Annotated in this window: 19 protein-coding genes and 2 rRNA genes; 8 read left to right on the plus strand and 13 right to left on the minus strand. The window is 41.3% G+C overall.

Annotated elements, in window-relative coordinates:
- Both L1272_RS00900 and rrf read left to right on the plus strand, forming a co-directional pair.
- Positions 1–104: ribosomal RNA gene (locus L1272_RS00900) — 23S ribosomal RNA — on the plus strand; the annotation flags it as partial.
- 124 nt (positions 105–228) lie between these two features.
- A 5S ribosomal RNA gene (rrf, locus tag L1272_RS00905) occupies positions 229–343 on the plus strand.
- Between the two features lie 640 nt (positions 344–983).
- On the opposite strand, the gene L1272_RS00910 is transcribed toward rrf, so the two are convergent.
- Genes L1272_RS00910 through gpmM form a run of 4 tightly spaced genes read right to left on the minus strand, consistent with a single transcriptional unit; the run spans position 984 to position 5,769 of the window.
- Positions 984–1,742: a divergent polysaccharide deacetylase family protein gene (locus L1272_RS00910; RefSeq protein WP_235372574.1), complete on the minus strand. Its 759-nt coding sequence runs from the start codon at positions 1,740–1,742 to the stop codon at positions 984–986.
- A 35-nt stretch (positions 1,743–1,777) separates the two neighbouring features.
- Positions 1,778–3,046, minus strand: coding sequence for a S41 family peptidase (locus tag L1272_RS00915; protein ID WP_235372575.1), 1,269 nt, complete (start codon positions 3,044–3,046; stop codon positions 1,778–1,780).
- 35 nt (positions 3,047–3,081) lie between these two features.
- Positions 3,082–4,221 (minus strand): murein hydrolase activator EnvC family protein, encoded by a 1,140-nt coding sequence (locus L1272_RS00920; protein ID WP_235372576.1) that lies wholly within the window; start codon positions 4,219–4,221, stop codon positions 3,082–3,084.
- A gap of 3 nt (positions 4,222–4,224) precedes the next feature.
- Complete coding sequence (gene gpmM / locus L1272_RS00925; protein WP_054550972.1) at positions 4,225–5,769, minus strand: 2,3-bisphosphoglycerate-independent phosphoglycerate mutase; 1,545 nt, start codon at positions 5,767–5,769, stop codon at positions 4,225–4,227.
- A 192-nt stretch (positions 5,770–5,961) separates the two neighbouring features.
- Between gpmM and L1272_RS00930 the strand changes: the two genes are divergently transcribed.
- The 4 genes from L1272_RS00930 to gpsA are packed head-to-tail and all read left to right on the plus strand — an operon-like array spanning position 5,962 to position 8,219.
- On the plus strand, positions 5,962–6,393 hold the full coding sequence (locus L1272_RS00930; RefSeq protein ID WP_054551326.1) for a rhodanese-like domain-containing protein: 432 nt from the start codon (positions 5,962–5,964) through the stop codon (positions 6,391–6,393).
- 30 nt (positions 6,394–6,423) lie between these two features.
- Complete coding sequence (gene grxC, locus L1272_RS00935; protein WP_054550973.1) at positions 6,424–6,681, plus strand: glutaredoxin 3; 258 nt, start codon at positions 6,424–6,426, stop codon at positions 6,679–6,681.
- Positions 6,682–6,722: 41 nt separating this feature from the next.
- Positions 6,723–7,208, plus strand: a complete 486-nt coding sequence (gene secB, locus L1272_RS00940) for a protein-export chaperone SecB (protein ID WP_054550974.1) — start codon at positions 6,723–6,725, stop codon at positions 7,206–7,208.
- Between the two features lie 3 nt (positions 7,209–7,211).
- Positions 7,212–8,219: an NAD(P)H-dependent glycerol-3-phosphate dehydrogenase gene (gene gpsA / locus L1272_RS00945; protein ID WP_054562802.1), complete on the plus strand. Its 1,008-nt coding sequence runs from the start codon at positions 7,212–7,214 to the stop codon at positions 8,217–8,219.
- A gap of 74 nt (positions 8,220–8,293) precedes the next feature.
- On the opposite strand, the gene L1272_RS00950 is transcribed toward gpsA, so the two are convergent.
- Both L1272_RS00950 and trmL read right to left on the minus strand, forming a co-directional pair.
- Positions 8,294–10,180, minus strand: a complete 1,887-nt coding sequence (locus L1272_RS00950; RefSeq protein WP_235372577.1) for a putative bifunctional diguanylate cyclase/phosphodiesterase — start codon at positions 10,178–10,180, stop codon at positions 8,294–8,296.
- 102 nt (positions 10,181–10,282) lie between these two features.
- Positions 10,283–10,747 carry a tRNA (uridine(34)/cytosine(34)/5-carboxymethylaminomethyluridine(34)-2'-O)-methyltransferase TrmL gene (trmL, locus tag L1272_RS00955; protein ID WP_054550977.1) on the minus strand — a complete coding sequence of 155 codons (465 nt, stop codon included), beginning with the start codon at positions 10,745–10,747 and terminating at the stop codon, positions 10,283–10,285.
- 101 nt (positions 10,748–10,848) lie between these two features.
- Between trmL and L1272_RS00960 the strand changes: the two genes are divergently transcribed.
- Entirely contained in the window at positions 10,849–11,757 is a 909-nt protein-coding gene (locus L1272_RS00960; RefSeq protein ID WP_235372578.1) for a cation diffusion facilitator family transporter, read from the plus strand.
- On the opposite strand, the gene L1272_RS00965 is transcribed toward L1272_RS00960, so the two are convergent.
- The 3 genes from L1272_RS00965 to L1272_RS00975 are packed head-to-tail and all read right to left on the minus strand — an operon-like array spanning position 11,736 to position 14,754.
- A complete protein-coding gene (locus L1272_RS00965) occupies positions 11,736–12,677 on the minus strand; it encodes an alpha/beta fold hydrolase (protein WP_235372579.1) in 942 nt (313 codons plus the stop codon). The two genes, L1272_RS00960 and L1272_RS00965, sit on opposite strands and share 22 nt — an antisense overlap.
- The gene (locus L1272_RS00970) at positions 12,678–14,063 is read right to left on the minus strand and encodes an ATP-binding protein (RefSeq protein WP_235372580.1); all 1,386 of its coding nucleotides are present in this window, start codon (positions 14,061–14,063) and stop codon (positions 12,678–12,680) included. It abuts the gene before it with no gap.
- A 1-nt stretch (position 14,064) separates the two neighbouring features.
- Positions 14,065–14,754, minus strand: a complete 690-nt coding sequence (locus tag L1272_RS00975; protein WP_235372581.1) for a response regulator transcription factor — start codon at positions 14,752–14,754, stop codon at positions 14,065–14,067.
- Positions 14,755–14,925: 171 nt separating this feature from the next.
- Here L1272_RS00975 and L1272_RS00980 point away from each other — a divergent pair, with 171 nt between their 5' ends.
- Positions 14,926–15,453, plus strand: a complete 528-nt coding sequence (locus tag L1272_RS00980) for a Spy/CpxP family protein refolding chaperone (protein ID WP_235372582.1) — start codon at positions 14,926–14,928, stop codon at positions 15,451–15,453.
- A gap of 101 nt (positions 15,454–15,554) precedes the next feature.
- On the opposite strand, the gene yacG is transcribed toward L1272_RS00980, so the two are convergent.
- From yacG to L1272_RS01000, 4 genes are all read right to left on the minus strand, one after another.
- Entirely contained in the window at positions 15,555–15,746 is a 192-nt protein-coding gene (gene yacG, locus L1272_RS00985; RefSeq protein WP_235372583.1) for a DNA gyrase inhibitor YacG, read from the minus strand.
- Positions 15,747–15,819: 73 nt separating this feature from the next.
- On the minus strand, positions 15,820–17,496 hold the full coding sequence (gene pilB / locus L1272_RS00990; protein WP_138619056.1) for a type IV-A pilus assembly ATPase PilB: 1,677 nt from the start codon (positions 17,494–17,496) through the stop codon (positions 15,820–15,822).
- 198 nt (positions 17,497–17,694) lie between these two features.
- Positions 17,695–18,291 (minus strand): dephospho-CoA kinase, encoded by a 597-nt coding sequence (gene coaE, locus L1272_RS00995; RefSeq protein ID WP_235372584.1) that lies wholly within the window; start codon positions 18,289–18,291, stop codon positions 17,695–17,697.
- A 2-nt stretch (positions 18,292–18,293) separates the two neighbouring features.
- Positions 18,294–19,190 (minus strand): prepilin peptidase, encoded by an 897-nt coding sequence (locus L1272_RS01000; protein ID WP_290440844.1) that lies wholly within the window; start codon positions 19,188–19,190, stop codon positions 18,294–18,296.
- Positions 19,191–19,207 lie beyond the last annotated feature (17 nt).

The raw sequence follows: 19,207 nt of genomic DNA on the forward strand, positions 1-19,207 counted from the left end.
AGTCTCTGAAGGGCCGTTGAAGACTACAACGTTGATAGGCAGGATGTGGAAGTGGTGTGAGCCATTAAGCTAACCTGTACTAATTACCCGTGAGGCTTAACCATACAACGCCAAACGCGTTTTATGACAGCGTAACGACAGAAGTTAAGTTACTAAAGTAGACATTTACTTGATATGAGAATTCCAGATTTATTAATTTGCTCAAAAGAGCGAATTAAACCAAATTTGCTTGGTGACAATAGCGTTTTGGACCCACCTGACCCCATGCCGAACTCAGTAGTGAAACGAAACAGCGCCGATGATAGTGTAGCAGCTGCTATGTGAAAGTAGGTCATCGCCAGGCTCCAAATAAGAGAAAGCCCGATTCGAAAGAGTCGGGCTTTTTTGCGTTTGGAGCTTTCAGCCAGGTAGGTTGGGTAGAGCGTAGCGAAACCCAACGTGAGTTAGTGAGTTACAAGTTAGCAAGGGTAAAGTTGAACTGTAGTGTTGTTTAGTACAGAGTCACCCTCAGCATTAACCCAGTTCATTCCCCAGGTAGGTTGGGTAGAGCGGAGCGAGACCCAACATAATCCATATGACCTTCTTCATAACCCATGGTTAAAAATTCTTAAAATCTCTACTGGTCTAACAGGTTAGCGAGCTCTAAAATGGCTTACTTCACCTTGCGCTAATTCGTCTTTTATTAATGAGCTTTATCTCTTCATTCTGCATGACGAATTACCACGCTGTTGGGTTTCGCTTCGCTCTACCCAACCTACGCCAGACCTTCAAGCTTTACCTTGCTAATAGACAACTCTGAAGTGCCTCTGGCAGGGCTTTATTGTTTAAGGAGGCTCTGACCTAAACACCCACACCGCGGCTGATAGCTGACGGCTGAAAGCTGATAGCTCTGTGTTTGGTTTCGCTTCGCTCTACCCAACCTACGCCAGATTTCCAAACTTTACTCTTTCAACTTTCCCCTCGCTAACTCTCGTTTATAACACTCATTCCCCTTGTTTTTGCTCTGCTTTGGCTAGTTGAATGTATTTTGTTTCGACTAGTTGTGAGAGGGGAACAAGTTCGAAGCCTTGTTGTTGTAGTTCTGGGAGGGCTTGTTGTAGAAAAGCAACGGTTTCTGGGTAGGGGTGGGCAATGGCGATTGCGTAGTTGAAGTGTTGAGCTTTGGTTTTTAGCTCTTCTAGTTGGTGTTGTAGCTGACTTTGGGTGACATTGTTATCAAGAAATACATGGCGAGATACATTTGCGACACCATACAGGTTAGCAACATTTTGTGCTTCACTTTGACTCGTTGTACGGCTGTCTAAGAAATACAAACCACGTTTCTTTAATACTTCCATCGTCCATTTCATTGGCTCAGTAAGCTGTGTTAGCTCAGATCCCATGTGGTTATTGACCCCTTTTACTTGTGGTAAAGAGGCTAATGCATGGCCAAGGGTTGTTTGTAACTCTGACTTACTCATAGTATTGGTGAGCGCACCCGGACCAAGTGCTTTGGTTTTATCAAGCGCTTGCATGGGAACATGTAAAAGTAGTTCTTTATGAGTTCTACTGGCGCGTTCAGCAAATATTTGCGAATAGGGGGTATGGGGCAAGATCGAGAAGGTCACTTGCCCTGGTAAGTTTAATATTTCAAGATCGCGCTGATGGTTGCCTATATCATCAATTACTATGGCTATTTGCTTTGCTTGGCAGAATAGCGGTAGGCAACATATGGCGAGTAATAAGCCTTTTTTTAAGTTCACTTTTTGTAATTATTATATCCGTTGTGAGCATTTACTTACTGCATAATAACGAGCTGCTTTGCTGTAAGTTGCTTTTTGTCTTGTCTATCTAGAAGTGAGCTAAAAAGCGCCAATTCTTGGATATTTTTTATTATAACGCCTTGGTCAATTTCTGAAAGCATTGTTTGATTAATACTCACATCTGGAGTGATCCCCTTCCCATCGATAGATTGACCCAAAGGTGTGTAATAACGTGCTGTAGTCAGTTTTAATGCGGTATTACCGTTACCTAGAGGTATCAATGATTGCACTGAGCCTTTACCAAATGAAGTTTCGCCAATTAGCACCGCTCGTTGATTGTCTCTCAGTGCTGCTGCGAGTATTTCAGCTGCAGAGGCTGAGTTTTCGTTAATTAGCACGGCAATAGGAGCGCCACTGAGTATGTCGCCTTTATGGGCTTTAAACTTCTGATTAGCTTCATTAAAGCGGCCTTTGGTGGATACGATGGTGCCGTTATCTAAAAACAGATCTGCAACTTCAATCGCCCCTTGTAATGTACCGCCAGGGTTATCGCGTAAATCAATGATTAAACCTGAAAGAGGGAAGCTATTGGTGACCTGCATTTTTGCAAGCTCTCGAGCAACATCGTGCAATGTATGATTGTTAAATGCATTGATACTGATCAGTGCAACGCCTGTATCTGCTAAATGGCCACTCACACTTTCTAGGTTAATTTGTTGGCGCTTAACCGAGAAATTAAGCTCAGTATTTGTGTCTCTTTTAATAACTACATCAACGGCATTTTCACCGCTTTGGCGAATCAACTTAGCCACTTCTTCGATGCTTTTGTCTAAAATAGATTGTTGATTAATTGCAATAACCTCATCATTTACTTGAAGACCTGCAAGCGCAGCAGGTGAGTTATTAATAGTGTTAACAATATATACCCGACCCTCTTCAATTTTTACTTCTATACCGAGTCCTGTGTACCTACCATTAGTGCTACTGAAGATAGCATCGAGTTCAGTTTCATCGAGATATTTTGAATATGGATCAAGGCGCTCGAATAACGCTTCGACTTGTAAGTTATCATGTTGAGTTACAAATGCGTTTTGTAGCTTCAGATCATCAACATAATACGTATGAATATTAAATAGGATTTCGTTTAGTTGCTGATGCTGTAGTGATTGTAACGAGGGTTTTGCAACAACCTGAAACGATTGCAATATCAGGCATAGCAAGCTGACAAGTAATAGAAAAGACAGCTGAGTAAAAAACTTAGCTGGGGAAAAATGAGCATTGTAAGAGTAAGTTGTGTTTAGCATCAGCTGCTCCTCATAGAGTGCAGCTATTTAATCAATTAAATGCGTCTGCACCATTTTACAGGATTTACTGCGCGTCCTTTGTGGCGTATTTCAAAGTATAGACCAGGATCTGGTTGTCCGCCGCTTTGACCGACTAAAGCAATCGTTTCGCCTTCTCTAACAAGGTCGCCAACATCGCGAAGAAGGGTTTGAGCGTGACCATATAAGCTCATAAAGCCATCGCCATGATCAATAGCGATAACCCAGCCAAAGCCATTTAGCCAGTCAGCGTAAACCACTTGGCCGTTCTGTACGCTTTTAACATTACTGCCTTCTTTGGCGCTGATTAGTACGCCTTTCCAATCTATGTTGCCGTGCTTGCGTTGTCCAAAGCGGTGGCGTAATGCTCCTTTGGTTGGCCAGTCGAGTTTGCCCTTACTACTTTGTAAGCCTAGTAATTCAACTTTTTCGTTTCGTTCTTGTTCAAGCTCTTCAATGGCGGTGATCAGGGTTTGCTCATTTTCTTTTAAATAATCAATTGAGCTCTTCGTTTCTTTTAACGCTGACTGGAGTTTATTGAGGTTAGTTTTACGCTCTTGCTGTGCATTGACTAGAGCTTGCTGGCGTCTTTTTTGCTCATCATATAAGGCAACTAGACGTTGTTTGGTTTTTTCAAGCTCAGCTTGGTTGTCTGCAATTTCTTGCTGCAGTGCTTTGAGTTCTTCAATTTGCTCAATACGTGCTTTATTTAAGTAATTATAATAACTTAGTGTACGCTCAATTTTGGCTGTGTCTTGTTGGTTAAGCAACATCTTTGAATAGTCATGACTACCCGCCATATAGGCGCTTTTTAGTTGTGCAGCTAACAAGGCTTGGCGCTGTGCTTGCTGGGCTTTAAGTTGCTCAGCTTTAGCTTGTTGTTCGCGTTGTTGTTGCTCATTTTCTTTAACAGATTGGGCGGCAAGGTTTAATGCTTTGGCATTTTTGGCGATGTCGAGCTCATGGGCGCGCAGATCTTTACGCATTTGGGCAATGGACTTGCGTTGACCTTTAAGCTCAGCCTCTGTTTTTTGTAAAGCTGATTGAATGTCTGATAAGTCTTTTTTGGTTTGATCTTCATTAGCAACAACCGTAGTTGCTACTAATGAAGTCAGTATTAAACCAGTTTTAAGGAAGTGGTTAATACATTTACTCATAGCTTATTTCAGCGTCATGATTGGTTTACCAGTCATTTCACTTGGCTGCTCTAAGCCGAGTAGGTGAAGCATGGTTGGAGCCACGTCACTCAGTGTTTTACCATCATGTGGTGTCGCATCACGGCCAACATAGATAAATGGCACTGGCTCACTGGTGTGTGCGGTATGTGCTTGGCCCGTTGCTGGGTTAGCCATTTGTTCAGCATTACCATGATCGGCTGTAATAAGCGCTTCACCACCATGTTCTTCAAGTGCTGCAACTACACGACCAATACAATGATCAACTGCTTCACACGCTTTCACAGCAGCCTCAAATACACCTGAGTGGCCTACCATGTCTCCGTTAGGGTAGTTACAGATGATGGCATCGTATTTGCCGCTAGCGATTGCTTCAACAAGTTTATCGGTCAGCATTTCAGAGTTCATTTCTGGTTGCAGATCGTAGGTTGCTACTTGTGGTGATGGAATCAGTTCGCGAGTCTCACCAACAAATTCATCTTCACGACCACCACTAAAGAAAAAGGTCACGTGTGCGTATTTTTCTGTTTCAGAAATACGTAGCTGTGTTTTACCTTGTTTCTCTAACCATTCGCCTAATACATTTGTTAAAGGCTCCGGAGCAAACGCAATCGGCGCTTTAATGTCTGCTGCGTACTCTGTCATCATTACAAAAGCGCTTAACTTAGGTGATTTTTTCTTATCAAAACCACTGAAGTCAGCATCAACAAAGGCACGAGTCATTTCACGTGCTCGGTCTGCTCTGAAGTTAGCAAAGATAACAGTGTCGCCGTCATTGATCTCTGCAGCTGCTTGGCCTTCAGGTACAACCGTTGTTGCAGCCACGAACTCGTCGTTCTCGTCACGTGCATAAGCGGCTTCTAGTGCGGTTACACCGTCAGTGTAGCTGTATTCAGCAATGCCACTCACCATAACATCATAAGCAAGCTCGACACGATTCCAACGGTTATCACGGTCCATTGCATAATAACGACCAACAAGCGTGGCTAAACGGCCACAGCCAAGTTCAGCAAATACAGCTTCGATACGCTCAATTGAGGCTTTTGCACTGCGTGGTGGCGTGTCTCGACCGTCTAAGAAACCATGGAAGTAAACTTCTTTTGCCCCGCGTTTAGCAGCTAGTTCGATTGTTGCAACAATGTGGTCTTCGTGACTATGAACGCCACCTGGGCTTAAAAGGCCCATGATATGCACGGCTTTGCCTGCATTTACAGCTTTATCGATATTATCAACAAGTGCAGGGTTACTATCGAACTCACCATCTTCAATGGCTTTAGTGATGCGAGTGAAATCTTGGTAAACGATTCGGCCAGCACCTAAATTTACGTGACCTACTTCAGAGTTACCCATTTGTCCTGCAGGTAAACCAACATCAAGTCCCGAACCTGAAATTAATGTATGTGGGCGGGTTGCCCAAAGGTTGTCGAGTACTGGGGTATTAGCAGCAAGTATGGCGTTACTTTCTGTGTCTTCACGGTATCCCCAACCGTCTAAGATCATTAATACCAATGGTTTTTTATGCTCTGTCATTATAGCTCCTGAAGATTGGCACTTATATATCACTAGCATACCGTGTTTTATGGTTTTGATCAGCTATCAATATGTCATATTAAAATATTTCACGCCCTAGCATTTTCAATTCAAGCACGTATACTTGCGTGGCAAATTTTAATTAACCCATGGCTATGCGCTGTGGTACCTAAATTTCTTAGTGGAAAACGCATGGATCAATATATTGAATTTATCTCGAATCATCCGGTTTTGAGCATTATCTGGTTGGCATTAGTTGCAATGCTGATCAGCAGTTGGTTTAAAAGTAAATTTTCGGCTATCCGTCAAATCAACCCACAGCAACTTACCTTGCTAATCAACCGTGATGATGGCCAAGTGATTGATATACGTTCACAAAAAGAGTTTAACTCTGGCCGTATTGCAGGCGCAACTCACTTAAATCCGGAAAAAGCAAAGCAATCTGATTTTTCAAGCCTTGAAAAGTTTAAGACGAAACCCATTATACTAGTATGTACCACGGGCATGACAGCCTCAGGTATCGCAACTGCAATGCATAAAGCAGGTTTTGAGCGTGTTTATGTATTAGCGGGCGGTATGGGCGCTTGGCAATCAGCTAGCTTACCAACAACGACCGGTCGTTAATAAGGCTCACTGCCCGATAGAGGAATTATTATGAGTAATGTTGTTCTTTACACAAAAGCATACTGCCCATTCTGCCAACGTGCTTTGGCGTTATTAGACAGTAAAGGTGTAGACTACACGAATATCGATATTGGTGTTCACCCTGAGCGTCGTGATGAAATGATCGACAAAGCAAATGGTGGTTACACAGTTCCGCAAATTTTCATTAATGATGAACATATCGGCGGTTGTGACGACATGATGGCAATTGAAGCGCAAGGCCTTTTAGACGCAAAGCTTAACGCTTAATAAATTTTAAATATAAAAACGAATACAAGTTAGGAATTACAATGAACGAAGAAAATCAAAACGCAGCAGCAGAACAAGCCGGCGCTCAATTCTCAATCCAACGCATCTACACAAAAGATGTTTCATTTGAGACGCCTAACTCACCTGCTATTTTCCAAAAAGAGTGGACTCCTGAAGTTAAGCTTGACTTAGATACTCGTTCTAACAAATTAGAAGAAGGTGTGTTTGAAGTTGTTCTTGCTTTAACAGTAACGGCTTCAATCGGTGAAGAAACTGCATTCCTATGTGAAATCCAACAAGCGGGTATTTTCACAATTGGTGAAGTTGAAGAAGTTCAACTTGCACACATGTTAGGTGCTTTCTGCCCGAACGTACTTTTCCCTTACGCACGTGAAGCAGTATCAAACCTAGTTAACCGTGGTACTTTCCCACAATTAAACTTAGCGCCAGTTAACTTCGACGCACTATTTGCTCAATACATGCAACAACGTGCAGCTCAAGATCAACAGGCAACTGCAGACGCATAAGCTATGAGTACAGCACAATCAGCTGTTACAGTATTAGGGGCGGGGTCATATGGCACCGCCCTTGCTATTTGCTTTGCCAGAAATGGCCACCCAGTTACTTTGTGGGGCCGCAATAGCGATGACGTTGCCACGCTTGCAGCTGAGCGAAAGAATCAACGTTATGTTCCAGATGTTAGCTTTCCTGACACCCTCCAACTAGAAGCTGATTTAGAAACGGCAGTTAAAGCAAGCAAGATCATTTTGGTTGTTGTGCCGAGTCATGCTTTTGCTGGCACGTTGCAAAAAATCAAACCTTGGTTGTCAGAAGGTGCTGAGGTTGCATGGGCTACCAAAGGTTTAGAGCCAAATACAGGGCGTTTATTGCAAGAAGTAGCGGTACAAGAGCTAGGAGATGATGTTCCTCTGGCTGTGCTTTCAGGACCTACGTTTGCAAAAGAAATGGCAATGGGGTTACCAACCGCTATTTCGGTATCGTCGACTTCTAAAGACTTTGCTAAGCAATTAGCTGACCTTTTACACTGTGGCCGCTCATTTAGGGTGTATAACAATGATGACTTTATTGGTATACAGCTTGGTGGCGCAGTTAAAAATGTCATTGCGATTGGCGCAGGTATGTCTGACGGTTTTGGCTTTGGTGCCAACGCACGTACTGCTTTAATCACTCGCGGTTTAGCTGAGCTATGCCGTTTAGGTTGTGCATTAGGTGCCCGTTCAGATACCTTTATGGGTATGGCCGGCCTTGGTGACTTGATCTTAACCTGTACAGATAACCAATCTCGTAACCGTCGCTTTGGCCTTGCTCTTGGCAAGGGTGAAGGCGTAGAAGCTGCGATTGAATCTATTGGTCAGGTTGTTGAAGGCTATAGAAATACCAAAGAAGTGTATTTACTTGCTGAGCGCACAGGTATTGAAATGCCAATAACGGAGCAAATTTACCAAGTACTTTATGAAAATAAAGATGTAAAAGAAGCTGCGATGGCACTACTTGGCCGTGAGCAAAAATCTGAATAATTTAGATTGTGCACTTTTAAATAAAAAACGCGATTTATTAATCGCGTTTTTTATTTAAAGTATATTTCTAATCATTAGCTTGATTGTTGCTTTTTTAATTTTTCGTTAATAAATTCGCTAACTTGCTCAGCTTTTAATGGCTTACAGTAATAATAACCTTGTTGAAAATGACAGCCCATAATATGTAGCATGTAGGCTTGTTCTTCTGTTTCTACTCCTTCGGCGACCACATTAATATCTAAATATTTAGCTAGTCGCACTATGGTGGCAGTGATATTACGATCTTGGTCGTTTTTATCGATGTCTTTTACGAATGACTTGTCAACTTTTAGCGTATCAATAGGAAAGCGTTTTAAGTAACTGAGTGATGAATGACCTGTTCCAAAATCATCTAGTGCAATATGTACACCTAGTGATTTTATACGTTTCATTTGCTGCTCTGCGAACTCGGGGTTGTCCATCATAGCGCTTTCTGTGATCTCGAGTTCTAAGCAATGTGCTGGGACGTCAAATTTAGCCAAATTATCAACGAGTGTTTCTATAAGACTACTTTGTTGAAAGTGTAGGGCTGAAATATTAATAGCTACATTACCAAACGAAATGTTTTGTTTTCGCCACTGTGCCAGTTGATTAAGTAGTTGTTCCATTAGTAATTGGGTAAGCGGAATAATGGCACCATTTTGTTCAGCCAGCGGAATGAACTCATCGGGGTTAATCACACTGCCATCTTCTTGTGGCCAGCGAACTAATGCTTCAAAGCCGTATAACTGATTATGCTGGGCATCAAACTTAGGCTGAAAATAAAGCTCAAACTCATTGTTGTTGATAGCTCTAAATAAAGCGCTTTCTTTGGTTAACTCGGTTGGGTCGAGTGTGTGGCGGTCTTTGTCAAAAAATTGATATGTATTATGGCCCATTTTCTTAGCATGATTCAAAGCACTGGTTGCGCTGCGCATTAAGTATTCACAGTTGTAGGCGTTGTCTGGATAGATAGCAAGGCCGCAACAGGCAGATAGCGAAGTCTCAAAACCATCCAACATAAAAGGGGTTTTGAATTGCTGCAGCACGATGTCTGCGGTCTTTTTGGCGAAGAATACCGTTTTACCTGAATAGAGATAGGGCGGCACAAGAATCGCGAATTCATCTGCGCCGAGTCTTGCAATGGTAAAAGCTGAGTTGAGTGCGCCAGTAAGACGGCAAGCAACTTCTTTTAATAAAACATCTCCAACAGTATGGCCCAAAGAGTCGTTTATTTTTTTGAAGTTATCTAGGTCGATAAATATGATTAGCAAGCTTGGGTATGTGTCGTTACAGGCTTTAATCGCTTTTTCGAGCGACTCTATAAAAATGGCGCGGTTTGATAAACCAGTGACAGTATCTTTGGTTGTAAGCTTGAGCATCGTGCGCTCGTTATTCTTACGGGCTGTTATATCTGAAAATACTCCGACATAGCGAACAGATTTTTTGAAAAAGCGTGAAGTCGTAATTTTAGTAATGGATAAATCAAGGGCGTAGGGTTTGCCATTTTTACGGACATTCCAAATTTCACCAGACCAATAGCCATCATCTATAAGCTCTTGCTTTATAATTGCTTCTAATTGTTGGTCACGGCCATTAGATGTATGTGCTTTAAATCGTTTACCGATGACATCATCCTCGCTAAAACCTGAGATTTCGCTAAATGTTCTATTAACCTCAATGATATTGAACTCATCATCAGTAACCCAGACAGCGTCTTTCGATTTTGAAAGTAACGCATCAACAAAAACCAATCTCTGTTTTTTACGCCGTAGAGCAATACTAATAATTATCACTACTGCAATGAGTAATAACAAGGTAAGTGCTGCGGTGATAACATAACTTGTTAAAGCAATCGGTGGGTTGGAAGTGAAAACTGTTGCAGCACTGGCAAAGTGCTGTAACAGTAAAATGATACAGCACACTAGGGTGAAAATACGCATTACTTTCCATCTAAAGTATTAAATCAGCCCTTTTAGATTAGTATATTAAAAAAGGTCGTGCTAAATAATTAGTGGATAATTTTAAATCACATTTTCAGTGCATTATTGACCGTTCACAAACCCTAATTGACGCCAAGATTCATAAACAAATACAGCCACTGAGTTAGATAAGTTCATGCTACGGCTGTCTTTTTGCATTGGAATGCGTACACGTTGCTCTTTCGGTAATGATTGAATGAGTTCATCAGGTAAGCCACGCGTTTCTGGCCCAAACACTAAACAATCGCCGGGTTGGTATTGCGCTTGATGATGAAATTGGCTGCCCTTTGTTGTGCAAGCATAGACTTTTTTTGGTTGGCACTTTTCAAGGTATGCTTCAAACGAGGCATGGCGCTGTACATGGCTAAACTCATGATAATCAAGGCCAGCTCGCTTTACACGTTTATCATCCCACTCAAAACCAAGTGGTTCAATTAGGTGTAACGCATAACCTGTGTTTGCGCATAAGCGAATGATATTACCCGTGTTTGGTGGAATTTCTGGTTGGTACAACACAATATCAAGCATGTGAATCTCATTTTAAAGGATTTGATCTGCTGCTGAGTATACACGAACTAGAAAGAAAAGATGATATACTCAATACAGTTACTCACTTAAGGTAAGTTGTTGTGCAGCATCGTAGTTACGAGTTTTGGGTTAAAACAGCGAGTCTAGTCACCATTGTTATGGTGAGTTTAATGATTGCTGCAAAAAGCTGGGCATGGCTTGCATCTGGCTCGGCATCAATGTTGGGTTCTTTAACTGATTCGTTAATGGATATCACCGCATCACTGATGAGTTTTTTAGTGCTTGGTTATGCACTGCGTCCTGCTGATGACGATCATCGCTTTGGTCACGGTAAAGCCGAAGCATTAGCAGGGCTTGCACAAGCCGCTTTTATAGCAGGTTCTGGTTGTTTTTTAGCGTTTCATGGCATTGAGCGCTTATTTAATCCTGTAACTTTAAAGCATTCTGATCTTGGTATTTGGGTCAGTATTTTCGCTATTGTTTGTACGCTCGTGGTGGTGTTTGTGCAAACTAAGGTGATCAACCACACTGAATCAATCGCCATTAAAGCAGACTCGATTCATTATAAAGGCGATTTAATCTTAAATTTGGCCGTACTACTGGCAATTGTGTTAGCTAAGTACGGTGTTGCTTATGCCGATCCATTATTTGCTATTGGTGTGGCTGTTTATTTACTTTATAACAGTTGGGACATTGCTCGTGACAGTGCTGATCATTTAATGGATAAAGAGCTGCCAGATGAAGAAAAAGCAGAGATACTCGCCATTGTGAATAGTCATCAAGACGTATTTGGCGCCCATGATATTCGCACCCGCCAAGGTGGTAAAATTAAGTTTATTCAGATGCATTTAGAGCTGGAAGACTCTTTATCATTAATAAGAGCCCATCAAGTTGCAGATGAAGTCGAAGCATTAATTCAAACGCATTTTGATTGTGAAATGGATGTTCTGATGCACCTAGACCCACTTTCTGTGGTTAAGAAAACACGTCAAAGTTCTGCACAAAATTGATAAAAATCGCTGAGTACTGCTTGTCTAATTTCGTCGCGTTCACACAATAACTCGTGGCGAGCACCTGCGTAGCTTTTTATTTGTGCTTGCTTTTGTCTATGAGTAAGTGCAAATTGCGCAGCGTTATCGACTACGGTATCTTGCTCTGCGCTGGCGATAAACAAAGGAATATGGACTTTTTTATCCACTAAAGAGGCAATAAAATCAAACGACGCATTAAGCCAACCATAGGTGACGCCACCTAGTTGTAAATCACCTTCTGCTGCATACAGCTCTCTGAACAGCTTATATCGAATTTCACTACTGGTTAGTTCATTAGCTGCAAAGTCGACGGGTAAATAATCGCTTTGGCCAAATGCGTAACTGCGGCCAAGACCAAGTAAGGATGCAATTTTAGCAGCCAGTTTTGCTACAGGTTTTGGCGTGCCTTTGGTATAGATATCAAACATCGGCGCTGATAAAAAAGCCCCTGCAAATTGATGCTGATAGCGTGTTAGGTAATCATAGGCAATGGCACTGCCCATAGAGTGGCCAAGCAAAACCTGTTTTCCTTGCCAGTGTTGCTGCACCACTTTTTCTATAAATACAGCAAAGTCATTTGCGTAATCAGTAAAACGGTTTACATAGCCTTTATGAGTATTTTTTAGATGACGATAAGAGCGGCCTTGCCCCTGGTGATCAACACTAAAAACCGCAAAACCATTTTGATATAGCTCCCAAAGCAACTCTTTGTACTTAACTAGAGACTCTATACGGCCAGTACTTATGACGATGGCCGTTTTTGCTTGCTGAGGAATAGCATAGCCGTAATAAAGCTTGCCATGAGCGGTGCTCAGAAAGTCTTGCTTTAATTGCTCAGAAAAAAACTGGTTAATATTAGGTAGGTTACTAACAAGACTTGCTTCGCTACTGTAAAACATTTACTCACTCTTAAATGGGAGACGGATGTTTACGCACAGTCCGCCATGTTCTTGGTTTTCAAGTGTTAGTGTACCATCATGTGCTGAGATAGCATTCTTTGCAATTGCAAGACCTAAGCCTGTGCCCCCAGTGTTTCTATCGCGAGCATGCTCCTGACGGAAGAAAGGTTCACATAGCCTTGCTAGGTTTGCTTCATCAACCCCTTTACCGTCATCACAAACAGTGATGTAGATAGCATCTGATTCAACTAAACCTATTGAGATTGAATGTTCTGCGTATTTAATGGCATTGCGTAGTACATTTTCAAGTGCGCTGGCTATTAAGGTTTCATCGCATTTTAAATCGGCAGTTAGTGTACCATTGACAATAAGCTCTTTATTGTTTTGCTTGGCTTCAAATTGAGCATCGTTGAGAACATGATCAACAATCACTTGTAAAGACTGCGTACTCAACGCTAGGGTTTGGCTTTTGGCTTCTAAGCGTGAAACTTGAAGTACATCGGCAATCATTTTATCAAGCTGATTGGCCTCTTTTTCAATGCGTTCTAAATAAGTTTGTTGGGCGTCATCAGCTTGCATTTGTGCAAGCCCTGTGGCCATTTTTAAGCGCGTTAATGGTGAGCGTAGTTCATGGGAAATATCTGCTAGTAATCTTTTTTGCGCGCTAATAAGCTGCTCAAGTTGTACTGCCATGGTATTAAAGTCACGACCAAGTATACCTAACTCATCTTGACGAGTAGGGGATACATCGGCACGAGCTGTTAAATCGCCATGAGCCAGTTTTTTTGCGGTTTCTTTTAAACTATTAATGGGAGCTATTAAGTTACGGCTAAAGAAGAAACTCAGCATCAAGGATGCAACTAAAGCTATCAATAGCTTGAGCCAGGTTGGCATTAGCCAAAGGCTGACAAAAAACGGTTTTTTACGTTTTTCATCGATTTCATAAAGATAAAATTTACCTTCGGGTACATTTAAAGCTACCGGTCCATAAGCTTGGTATTCATCGGTAAAAATAATTTGCGGGCGCATATATTTGGTAAAGTTCAGCAGGCTTAAATCAATCTCTTTGGATACAGGTTCGCTAAGCATTTCAACACCATGCACCTCACCATTTAAGTACAATAACTTATGCTTAGATAAGCGCGGATGAGATAAAACCTCTTGAGTTGGTTTGCCGTGCTTAGCAACAATACGTTCAATACTTTTAGCAGTGTACTCTAGGTTCTTAAGCATGGGTCCACGCAGCTCATCGTTGCCGACATTGCTCGTTAATTGGCTTAAAAAAACCAATATTGTGATAGTCGCTATGACGGTAACCCAAAACCAGGCAAAGATTTTTAAAAACAAATAATGGCGAGGATGCTTTAGCCAGCTTGGAGTTTGCATATTATTCGCCTTGTATTAATACATAACCACTGCCACGCATGGTTTTGATTCGTTCATTACTAACGTGTTCTGCAATCTTTTTACGGATGTTGCTGACATGCATATCGATTGAACGGTCAAAAGGGGCAAGGCGTCTACCAAGGACTTGCTCACTTATTTGTTCTTTGCTGATCACTTCACCGGCCTGTTGTACTAGCATGGCAAGGATCTCATACTCAGTGCCGGTTAGACTAAGTACATTGTCTTTAACAGAAGCTTCTCGCGTTGCAAAATTAACATTGATGCTGTTAACACTCAATGAGCTGGCCTGTTGGCTCGATAAGCTATTGATATGTTCGATGCGACGGGTAATTGCTTTAACGCGAGCTAGCAGTTCTCTGTGGTTAAATGGCTTAGGAATATAATCATCTGCGCCTAGCTCTAAACCAAAGATACGATCAAAATCTTCACCTTTAGCGGTTAGCATGATCACTGGAGTAAGCTTATGTTGTCTTAACTGCTTTAACACTTCAAAGCCATCCATAGATGGCAGCATCACATCAAGCAATATTAGCTCATAGTTATGCTTTATAGCTTGTTTTAGGCCTTCAGCGCCATCATGAACACACTCTACTGTAAAACCTTGTGCTGATAAGTACTCGCTGAGTAATTCGCACAATCCTGTATCGTCGTCGATCATTAATAGTTTCATTCTGACACCTAGCTATTTATTTCTTTAAGGTTATTTTACTCAGTAAATTGTGTAAAAGTGAATCTTTACACAACCTTTACACTGGTTTGCGTTCCTTTGCATTGAATTAGTTATAGTTAACCCATCAGTCGGAAACGACAACAGAGCACAACCCAACAAAAGGTAATGATTATGACTATTTCAAATAAGCTTTCTAAATTCGTACTTGTTTGTGGTTTAGCAGCAGCGAGTGTCGGTGCTACTTCAGCAATGGCGAAAGGTGACTTTAACCGTGGGATGAATCCACAAGCACGTTTTTTACTTTCTGAGCGTGGTATTGATAAATTACAACTTACAGAAGATCAGCAAACGCAACTTAAAGCGATTTTTGCCGATCAGAAAACACAATTTGCAGCACTGCGTGGTGATAAATATGCAATGAAACCCGCTCGTACTGCACACAAAGAGAAAATGGATGCATTATTAGCAGCTAAAACATTTGATGAAAATGCCGCATTAGAACTAATTAATGCGCGTCAAGAAAAAGGCCAGCAGTTTGCAATGCTAAAAATGAAATCTGATCATGCCATTTGGCAGGTTTTAAATGCTGAACAGCGCGAAAGCTATCAAGAGATTAAAAAGCACCTGCGTAAAAAAGGTCACAAAAAGGGTCACCATGGTCCACGCGGAGAGCGCAAAGGTGAGCGTTCTGAAGGTTAATACCAAATTACTATTAATATAAAAATGCGGCAAATGCCGCATTTTTTGTATTTGACGCTTTATTCTTTAAAGAATGAATCATCGTTTTTAGCTAGCATCGCTTAGATATCTTCAATCATATCTTGACTCAAATCATTAGCATTGCTAATTGGGCTAGAAATTTTATTGTTCTCAAACGACCACTCACCTAAATCTATTAGCTGGCAGCGTTTTGAACAAAATGGACGATGTGGGCTTTGTTCTGACCATTCTACTTTGGCTTTGCATGTTGGGCAGTCTACAACTGTTGGCATGATATCACTCTTAATTAAGCTCTTTCGTCAGATCTTACTGAACAGTTAGTTGAGAATCCAGTAACGAATTTGTTTAGAAACTCGTTACTCGGTTTATTTCAGCCAGAGAGGTAACACCATCGGCGGCTTTTTTTAGGCCTGATAAACGTAGATCATTAAAGCCTGAGCGAAGAGATACTTCAGCGATTTCGAGTGAGTTACCACCACGCATAATAATTTGCGCTATTTCAGGAGTAATTTGCATTACCTCGTAAATACCAACTCGACCTTTATACCCTTCAGTACAGCTATCACAGCCTTTTGGTGCGAATAGCTGAACTTCATTGAGTTTGTCTTTATCAAAACCTTGGCGAATCAATTCTTCATCAGGCAGTGTTTCTGGTGTTTTACACTTAGGACAAAGTCGTCTTGCTAGACGCTGCGCAATAATAAGACTGATTGAACTTGCGACGTTATAAGCAGGAACACCCATATTTAAAAGACGAGTAAGGGTTTCTGGTGCTGAGTTGGTATGCAGAGTCGATAATACTAAGTGACCTGTTTGCGCCGCTTTTATTGCAATTTCAGCGGTTTCAAGGTCACGGATCTCACCAACCATGACGACATCGGGATCTTGTCGTAAGAAAGCCTTTAATGCATTGGCAAAGGTCATGTCTGCCTTTGGATTAATTTGTACTTGGTTAATCCCTTCAAGGTTGATCTCTACTGGATCCTCGGCAGTACTGATATTACGCTCTGGCTGGTTAAGAATATTCAAACCAGTATAAAGTGATACGGTTTTACCAGAACCTGTTGGACCGGTTACTAAGATCATGCCCTGGGGCTGTTCAAGTGCATCCATGTAGAGTTTTTTCTGCTCTGGTTCATAACCAAGTACATCGATACCTAGCATAGCGCTTGATGAGTCGAGAATACGCATTACGATTTTCTCGCCCCAAAGAGTTGGTAATGTACTTACACGGAAGTCGATACTTTTACGCTCAGTGATTTTAAGCTTAATACGACCATCTTGAGGTTTACGCTTTTCTGCAATATCAAGTCGAGACATAACCTTAATACGCGCCGACAAACGGCTCGCTAAGCTATTGGGTGGACTTGCCATTTCATGCAAAATACCATCGATACGAAAACGTACACGGTAACGGTGTTCATAAGGTTCAAAGTGTAGATCCGATGCACCTTTTTTTATCGCATCCATCAAAATTTTATTGATGTAGACAATAATAGGCGCATCGTCTTTGTCTTCATCTTTGCTGGTTAAGTCTTTAGGAGCTTCGGTTTCAAGATCGCCAAGTTCTTTAAACTCATCTTCACTTAAGTGTAAACCGCCTGCAGCATCAAGTAATTGTTCTATTTTATTTTCGAGCTGAACGTAATCAACAACAACTACTTCACATGAAAGACCAGTACTAAATTCAAAGTTTTCAAAGGCTCCGTAATCGGTTGGATCAGAGGCGGCAATGTAGAGTTTACGGCCTTTTTTTACTAAAGGCAGAATGTGGTGTTCACGAATGAGTTTGTCTTTAACAAGTTCTTCAGAAATGTGTGATACATCAAAATCTTTGATGTCAAAATAAGGGACTCTGAAAAGATCTGTGCATTGCTCTGCTAGCTCATGGCCAGCCATACCACATGTTTTAGAAATTAGCTCCGCAGTAGAGCTGTATTCGCGCTGCTTTGATTTTACGGTCTCTGCATCAATGCGACCTAGAGTGATAAATTTTCGAAGTAGCGGTGAGTTAATATTCATTGCGCACCTAGTTTGATCCTTTATTTGCCACAATCTAACAGAAAAAGTAAAACGGTTACATCAGTCTTGTCTGATTTTGGAAAAATTGCAAAATAAATTAACCATAAACTCAAATGTTTAGCTAGTTAATTGGTACTTTGGTATTGTTTTTCTGTGGCTGCTTTTTTACAAAAATAAGTATTTAAATCAATAATATCGTTAAATTAAAGTCAGGTATTTCTCATGCAACTTTTGTACATCAATTTTTACCTCAGAAAGAAGGCGGTTATTATCTAATGTATCTGTCGCTTTTTGTTGCTTATCTGCTCTTGGCATTTGTGAAGCGATGATTTGCTTAGCTAATTCAACAGAGATATTGTCTCGAGCTGTGGTTCTCGTTATTTGCACTTCAACAGGAACATCTATCAATAGAGTATGATCACAGAATTGATCTAGGCCATTTTCAAAAAGTAGAGGCGCAACTAATATTACATATTGGCTGGTGGCTTGCTGTAATTGAGCGAGCATTGACTCTCTAATAAGCGGATGCAATAAATTATTTAGCCATTGCTTTTGTGATTCATCAGCAAAGATAATTGCTCTTAGTTTTGCACGATCAAGGCTGCCATCAGTAGTGAGTATCTCATCACCAAAGTGTTCAGTAATTTTTTCAAGTCCCGTTGAACCTGGCTCAACGACCTCTCTAGCCACGATATCAGCATCAACCACTTGAATGCCAAGCTCTTCAAACATGGCGCTTATTGCACTTTTCCCTGAACCAATACCGCCAGTTAGCCCTAAAACCCAGTTTGCCATAATCAGTAGCCCAAATAATTAAAGTAGTAAGCTTGAATTTGCTCACCCCAAAGCAAGGTTAGCCAACCGGCAATGGCAAGGTAGGGTCCAAATGGAATTGGCGTAGTTTTATCTTTACCTTGAATAATGATTTGCGCAATGCCGATGATGGCACCAACGACACTTGATAACAGCACTATGGTTAAAATATCTTGCCAACCTAATAGCGCACCAAACACAGCTAATAGTTTAAAGTCGCCATATCCCATACCCTCTTTACCTGTGGCTAACTTGAATAGCCAGTAGACACTCCACAAGCTTAAGTAGCCAATTGCAGCGCCAATAATAGCGTCGCTTGGAGCAATGGTAATATCCATAGTGGCTGCAATCAGTGCCAACCATACTAAAGGAAGGGTTAGTTGGTCGGGTAGTAACATGTGATCTATATCGATAAAGGTCAAAGCTACTAAAATCCAAGTAATAAATATATAAAGTAGAGCAAGCTTAGTTGGGCCAAAAATTACAGCGACAATTATGCTTAAAACTGCTGTGAGCATTTCCACAATAGGGTAGCGTACAGATATTGGTGATTGGCAATTTGCGCAGCGACCTTTTAATAATAGCCAACTTAGCACAGGGATATTTTGCCAAGCTTTAATCGGAGCCTTGCATTTTGGGCAGGTTGAATTAGGTTTTACTAAATTAAAGGGAGCTTGTTCTGCTTGCTGTTTTGAATTGAGCTCATCGGCCAATACAATACGGCATTCAGTTTGCCATTCTCTTTTCATCATCAGTGGCAAACGATAAATCACCACATTTAAAAAGCTACCAATACATAGGCTTACTAAGCCCACAGTTAAAAAATAAAACCACTGCTGACTTTGCATCGCAGTGGTTATATCAAGAAAAAAGTTTTCCATTAAAATACCTAACATCT

This window comes from Pseudoalteromonas sp. PAST1, assembly GCF_021532515.1.
In the GTDB taxonomy this organism is placed as follows: Bacteria; Pseudomonadota; Gammaproteobacteria; order Enterobacterales; family Alteromonadaceae; genus Pseudoalteromonas; species Pseudoalteromonas simplex.

Bases quoted from the DNA above. Each gene is read 5' to 3' on its own strand.
- L1272_RS00915 (WP_235372575.1), bottom strand. From the start codon at position 3,046: ATGCTAAACACAACTTACTCTTACAATGCTCATTTTTCCCCAGCTAAG.
- L1272_RS00920 (WP_235372576.1), bottom strand. From the start codon at position 4,221: ATGAGTAAATGTATTAACCACTTCCTTAAAACTGGTTTAATACTGACT.
- gpmM (WP_054550972.1), bottom strand. From the start codon at position 5,769: ATGACAGAGCATAAAAAACCATTGGTATTAATGATCTTAGACGGTTGG.
- L1272_RS00930 (WP_054551326.1), top strand. From the start codon at position 5,962: ATGGATCAATATATTGAATTTATCTCGAATCATCCGGTTTTGAGCATT.
- grxC (WP_054550973.1), top strand. From the start codon at position 6,424: ATGAGTAATGTTGTTCTTTACACAAAAGCATACTGCCCATTCTGCCAA.
- secB (WP_054550974.1), top strand. From the start codon at position 6,723: ATGAACGAAGAAAATCAAAACGCAGCAGCAGAACAAGCCGGCGCTCAA.
- gpsA (WP_054562802.1), top strand. From the start codon at position 7,212: ATGAGTACAGCACAATCAGCTGTTACAGTATTAGGGGCGGGGTCATAT.
- L1272_RS00950 (WP_235372577.1), bottom strand. From the start codon at position 10,180: ATGCGTATTTTCACCCTAGTGTGCTGTATCATTTTACTGTTACAGCAC.
- trmL (WP_054550977.1), bottom strand. From the start codon at position 10,747: ATGCTTGATATTGTGTTGTACCAACCAGAAATTCCACCAAACACGGGT.
- L1272_RS00965 (WP_235372579.1), bottom strand. From the start codon at position 12,677: ATGTTTTACAGTAGCGAAGCAAGTCTTGTTAGTAACCTACCTAATATT.
- L1272_RS00970 (WP_235372580.1), bottom strand. From the start codon at position 14,063: ATGCAAACTCCAAGCTGGCTAAAGCATCCTCGCCATTATTTGTTTTTA.
- L1272_RS00975 (WP_235372581.1), bottom strand. From the start codon at position 14,754: ATGAAACTATTAATGATCGACGACGATACAGGATTGTGCGAATTACTC.
- L1272_RS00980 (WP_235372582.1), top strand. From the start codon at position 14,926: ATGACTATTTCAAATAAGCTTTCTAAATTCGTACTTGTTTGTGGTTTA.
- yacG (WP_235372583.1), bottom strand. From the start codon at position 15,746: ATGCCAACAGTTGTAGACTGCCCAACATGCAAAGCCAAAGTAGAATGG.
- pilB (WP_138619056.1), bottom strand. From the start codon at position 17,496: ATGAATATTAACTCACCGCTACTTCGAAAATTTATCACTCTAGGTCGC.
- coaE (WP_235372584.1), bottom strand. From the start codon at position 18,291: ATGGCAAACTGGGTTTTAGGGCTAACTGGCGGTATTGGTTCAGGGAAA.
- L1272_RS01000 (WP_290440844.1), bottom strand. From the start codon at position 19,190: ATGGAAAACTTTTTTCTTGATATAACCACTGCGATGCAAAGTCAGCAG.